This is a genomic window from Halanaerobiales bacterium, assembly GCA_035270125.1.
In the GTDB taxonomy this organism is placed as follows: Bacteria; Bacillota; Halanaerobiia; order Halanaerobiales; family DATFIM01; genus DATFIM01.
The window spans coordinates 1-5,740 of sequence record DATFIM010000197.1 but is presented as its reverse complement, the minus strand read 5'-3'; the positions used below and the strand labels follow the sequence as shown (position 1 = coordinate 5,740).

Below are 5,740 nucleotides of genomic sequence, written 5' to 3'. Positions count from 1 at the left end.
AAATTAAGTGTAATTATAATCTTAAGGATCTGGTTGGTTAATGGGAGTTTTGAAAAAGATTTTATTTGATTTTGTTTATCCTGAAAAAGAAAAATGCTTTATCTGTGGGAAAGATATACTTTTATCAGAAGTACCATTTCTGTGTTCAGATTGTCTGGAAGACCTGTCATACACATCAAATATTTGTAATAGATGTGGAAGAGAGATCGGAGTTTCCGAAGGTGAAAAAGAAATAAAAAATGGGGTAAAAAAAGATTTAAAGTGCGAATTTTGTTCAAAAAACAGTCATGATTTTTATTTTAAAAAGAATAGAAGTGCATTTATTTATGAAAAACTCGGAAGAGAATTAATTTTTCATTTTAAATATTTTAACAAAAAAGAACTATATTTACCATTAGGTGAACTACTATATATTTATTTTAAAGAATATTATTCACAAATTGATTTTGATTATATTTTAGCTATTCCTTTATATAAGAGTCGAAAAAAGGAGAGAGGATATAATCAGGCAAAATTATTAGCTGAGGTTGTAGCTCAAAAAAGTGGTATTGAATTATTAAAAGATATACTTATAAGATATAAAAAAACGCCTCCACTTTATGATTTAAACCGCAGTAAAAGAGAGGCTTTAATCAGAGGTGTATTTAAGTTAAAGAAAAATAATTTAGCAAAATTAAAAGGTAAAAATATATTATTAATTGATGATATATTTACTACAGGAACAACTACCAATGAAGCCTCTTTTGTACTGAAAAAAGAGGGAAAAGTTAATAAGGTATATACATTAACCCTGGCAACTGCCAGGGTTTAATTTTTTAGGAGTTATTAATTTTAAGATAAAAAGAAAATTCAGCTCCTTTATTTTTCTTATTTTTGGCTTCAACTCTTCCTCCATGTTGTTTTATAATATTTTTGACTATAGAAAGGCCAAGCCCACTTCCTTTTTTTTCTTTGCGGGTTCTTGCCTTATCAATTTTATAAAATCTGTTCCAGATATTTTCAAGCTTATCTTCGGGGATACCGGGTCCTTCATCAATTATAGAAATTTTCAATTCATCTAAAATTATACTAACTTTTACAATAATATTACTATTTTCAGGAGAATAAGTAATAGCATTTTCTAGTAAATTTATAATTACTCTTTTAATACTCATTTTCTCAGCTCTAATGAAGGGAAGTCTATCTGGAATTCTTTTGATTATTTTTATATTTTTTTTATGAAACTTTGTTTTCAAAGAATTTATAGTTTGATTTATTATTTTTTCAAGATCAATTTTTTCTAATTTTAAAGGAGTATTTTCTGAATCTAATCGACCTAAAGTTAAAAGATCTTTAACTAAATGTTCTAAATAATTAGTATCACTATACATGATTTTTGCATATTTTTTTATTTCTTTTTCATTTAAATCTTCTTCTATAAATAATTCTAAAAATCCCTTAATTGAAGTTAGAGGAGCTCTGAATTCATGGGAAATATCAGCCACAAATTCTTTGCGCATTTTTTCCAGTTTTCTTTTTTCCTCAAAATTACTTTCGATTTGATCTATAGCATAATTAAATGTTTGAATAACTTTAATAATTTCATCAGTAGAATTTTCAGGAATATCTACTTTTTTATAATTTCCATCACTAACATTAATTGCAGCATTTTCAATTTTTCTAAGTGGTTTGGTTACTCTTTTAGAAAAGGTAATATTTATGATAAAAGCTATAATGAGGGTGATTAAAGCAGCAATAACAACCATTTTCATCAACTTATTTATAGTATCAGTCATATTTTCAAGAGGAGTCTGGAGAATAATAGCTCCCATAATTTCTTTTTGGTTATTTTGGTTTTCTACTATTTTTATATTATTATTATTATTATGAGTTAGAGGAAAAGCAATTAACATATGATTTATTTCATTACCAATAATTTTTTTAATAACTCGATTACCACTGAGTACTCTTTTTATTTCATCTTTACCAAGTTCTAAATTAATATTAGATTGAGAAACTTTAGAATTGATGATTTCAGTACCTGATTTGTCCATGATTGTTATATTATAATCAGTATCTTCAGTTATTTTATAGATTTCTCGTCTATTTTCTTCTAAAGTAGTATTTTTAAAATGATAATTATTAATATTGTCACTTATCATTTTGGCCACTTCTTTACTATTAGCAGTTGCATCTAATTCTCGTAAACCACTAAAATATCTTGTAACTAATCTTCCAAAAATAGTACTTAAAATTAGGAGGGCAATTAGAATGACCAGGGTATTATATTTCATTAGGCGCCCAAAAAGAGTGTTAGATTTAAGATTTAATTTCAAATTTATAACCCACCCCCCAGACTGTTTTTAGAGGAATATCTTTAAGATCACTGTCCTTTAATTTTTTTCTGATTCTTTTGACATGTTCATCAACTGTTCTTGTATCCTGTTTATTTTCATAACCCCAGATTTCATTTAGGAGTTCTTTGCGAGAAAAAACTTCATCTTTGTTCCGGGCCAAAAATAAGAACAACTCAAATTCTTTTGGAGCCAGGGTTATAGTCTCATTTTCTGTATAGACTTTATGACCTTTGATATCAATGGTCAAATTAATATCCGGGAATTCTAATTTATTTGAAATATTATCCTGATTGGAGTTTTCGAATCTTCTCATAACTGCCTTCATTCTTGCTGTTAATTCGCGAGGACTAAAAGGTTTTGTCACATAATCATCAGCCCCCATCTCAAGTCCCAGTACTTTATCAGTTTCTTCAGCTTTAGCAGTTAGCATAATAATAGGAGTTGGTATATTTTCCTGTTTTAATTTTTGGCAGATTTCCCAGCCATCTTTTTTGGGAAGCATAATATCAAGTAATATTAAGTCATAGTTTTCAGTTAATGCTTCTTTTAAACCTGATTCTCCATTTTTTTTAAAAGTTAAGATAGTATTATATGATTTCAGCATAGCTTTTAGTAATTCATAGATATGTGTATCATCTTCAATTAGCAAAATTTTTTTATCATTTAAATTCAAACTAATCACCGTCCTCAATTTACTTTCTATATACTATTTCTAGACTTTTTGTTTAAATCCTTTAAAAAGACTAAATATTTGTCTTCGAAAGCTTGACAAATAATAGGTTTATATGGTATATTTATATTCAATGAGAAGCAATTCTCATGAAACAATTTTTAGGAGGAATGTTAATAAAATGACTTACACAGGAACAGTAAAATGGTTTGATGCGAAAAAAGGTTATGGTTTTATTGAAAGAGAAGATGGAGACGATGTTTTTGTTCACTTTTCAGCAATTCAGGAAGATGGATTCAAGAGTTTAGAAGATGGCGATGAAGTTGAATTTGAAATAGTTGAGGGAGATCGTGGACCTCAGGCAGAAAATGTTGTTAAAGTTTAACAAATAAACTTACTTAAGTAACAACAAAACTGTATTTAAAACCCTGGCTAGTAATAGCCAGGGTTTGTTTATTATATTTATCATTAAATATTAAATTTTCAAAAAATACAAAAATCAAATGCAGGAATTTAACTGCATTTTGTTGAATAAAGTATATATAATAGTAGAAAGAAAAGAGGAAGGAGTGGTTATAGTGAAAATAATGACTTATGGTAAGAACATGGATATTACACCATCTCTCAAAGAATATGCAGAAGAAAAGGTGAGTAAACTTCAGAGGTATTTTGAAGATGAGTCAATTGAAGTTCAAATTTCTCTGGAAGTTGAAAAAGAAAGACATATCGTTGAAGTTACAGCTTTTGTTAGTGGTATTATTTTAAGAGGAGAAGAAGTAACTGGTGATATGTATGCTTCAATTGATGGAGTTATTGAAAAATTAGAAAGACAGATTCATAAATATAAAACGAGAATCCATAGAAAATTAATTGAACGTAAACAGGAATATAAAGAAGAATATATGGAAGAAAGAAGAGAAGAAGTATTAAATAAAAAAATAGATATTAGTGAAGGTGAAACTGATGAGTATGAACCTAAAATAGTAAGAACAAAAAGATTTGCTATGAAACCTATGGATCCCAAAGAAGCAGCAATGCAGATGGATCTTTTAGGACACGATTTCTTTGTATTTTCTAATGCTAATACAGATGAGGTTAATGTTGTTTATAAAAGAAATGATGGTGACTTCGGACTTATTGAACCAGCATTTTAAAGAATAAGATATAAAATAAAAATATGATTTTTGACTTAAAATGCCGCCAGTTAAAATATGGCGGCATTTTTCTGATTTTAAGCTGATTCTAATCTTTACTGGATTGAGTTTAATAGTGAATGATGATATAATATAAGAAGTAATCTATGTCAGGGATTTAGATACCTGACATTATTTTTTAGGAAGGTGATTAATTATATGTTTGAGTTTATCAAAAACCTGTTTAAAGATGCAAATGAAAAAGAACTGGAAAGATTACAGCCAATTGTTGATGAAATAAATGAATTAGAGAGTGAAATGCAGCAACTTAATGATAGTGAATTGAAGGCAAAAACTGATGAGTTTCGTCAGAGATTGAAAGAAGGAGAGACTCTTGATGATATTCTTCCTGAAGCTTTTGCGGTTGTTAGAGAAGCAGCTCAGCGTTCAACAGAAGAAGAATTTCGCCATTATGATGTCCAGCTAATGGGTGGAATAGTTCTTCATGAAGGTAAAATAGCTGAAATGAAAACTGGTGAAGGTAAAACACTGGTGGCTACTTTACCTGTTTACCTAAATGCCCTTACTGGTAAAGGTGTTCATGTTGTGACTGTTAATGATTATCTGGCTGAACGTGATAGTGAATGGATGGGACAGATTTATAGATTTCTTGGTTTATCTGTAGGAGTAATATTGAGTGAAATGACTCCTGAGCAAAGAAAAGAAGCTTATGAAGCAGATGTTACTTATGGTACTAATAATGAATTTGGTTTTGATTATTTAAGAGATAATATGGCCCGGGATCCAGAAAAAGTTGTACAAAGAGATCATCATTTTGCAATATTAGATGAGGTAGACAGTATCTTAATTGATGAAGCAAGAACTCCTCTTATAATTTCCGGACCGGTTCAGGAATCAACCAGTGATTACAAAAAATTCAATAGAGTTGTACCAAAACTGGTAAAAGATAAAGATTATGAATTAGATGAAAAAAATCAGCTTGTTAATTTAACTGAAGAAGGTGTGGAAAGAGTAGAGAAAATGCTCCGGATTGATAACCTTTATGATGATAGTAATATTCGACTTAATCATCAGTTAAAACAGGCTCTTAAAGCTCATACCCTTATGAAAAAAGATAAAGACTATATTGTAAAAGATGGAGAAGTAAAGATAGTTGATGAGTTTACAGGAAGAGTTATGGAAGGTCGTCGTTTTAGTGAAGGTCTGCATCAGGCAATAGAGGCTCAAGAAGGAGTACAGGTTAAAAAAGGAAGCCAGACTTTTGCCAGTATTACTCAACAAAATTATTTTAGAATGTATGATAAATTAGCAGGTATGACCGGTACAGCAGAAACAGAGGAAGAAGAATTTATTGAAATATATGATATGGAAGTTATTGTTATTCCAACAAATAAACCATTAAGAAGAGAAAAACTACCTGATCGAGTTTATAAATCAGAAGATGCTAAATTTGATGCTGTAGTTGAAGATATAGCTGAAAGACATGAAAAAGGACAGCCTATTCTGGTAGGTACAGTAGATATAGCTAAATCTGAAGAATTAAGTAAAAGATTGAAAAAACGTGATATACCTCATAATGT

Annotated in this window: 6 protein-coding genes; 4 read left to right on the top strand and 2 right to left on the bottom strand. The window is 29.2% G+C overall.

From position 1 onward, the window contains the following. The first annotated feature begins 49 nt into the window (after positions 1–49). Complete coding sequence (locus VJ881_09940) at positions 50–811, top strand: ComF family protein (GenBank protein HKL76373.1); 762 nt, start codon at positions 50–52, stop codon at positions 809–811. Between the two features lie 4 nt (positions 812–815). Here the strand turns inward: VJ881_09940 and VJ881_09935 are convergent, their stop codons facing one another. Together VJ881_09935 and VJ881_09930 are read right to left on the bottom strand one after the other, a co-directional pair. Next, on the bottom strand, positions 816–2,315 hold the full coding sequence (locus tag VJ881_09935; protein ID HKL76372.1) for a HAMP domain-containing sensor histidine kinase: 1,500 nt from the start codon (positions 2,313–2,315) through the stop codon (positions 816–818). Then, positions 2,299–3,009, bottom strand: coding sequence for a response regulator transcription factor (locus VJ881_09930; GenBank protein HKL76371.1), 711 nt, complete (start codon positions 3,007–3,009; stop codon positions 2,299–2,301). The genes VJ881_09935 and VJ881_09930 overlap by 17 nt, the downstream gene beginning before the upstream one ends. A 178-nt stretch (positions 3,010–3,187) precedes the next feature. On the opposite strand from VJ881_09930, the gene VJ881_09925 reads away from it, so the two are divergent. The 3 genes from VJ881_09925 to VJ881_09915 all read left to right on the top strand — a co-directional run. Continuing rightward, positions 3,188–3,391, top strand: a complete 204-nt coding sequence (locus VJ881_09925; GenBank protein HKL76370.1) for a cold shock domain-containing protein — start codon at positions 3,188–3,190, stop codon at positions 3,389–3,391. A gap of 193 nt (positions 3,392–3,584) precedes the next feature. After that, positions 3,585–4,160, top strand: a complete 576-nt coding sequence (gene raiA, locus VJ881_09920) for a ribosome-associated translation inhibitor RaiA (protein HKL76369.1) — start codon at positions 3,585–3,587, stop codon at positions 4,158–4,160. A 198-nt stretch (positions 4,161–4,358) separates the two neighbouring features. Beyond that, on the top strand, positions 4,359–5,740 hold a 1,382-nt coding region (locus tag VJ881_09915), incomplete at its 3' end, for a DEAD/DEAH box helicase (GenBank protein ID HKL76368.1).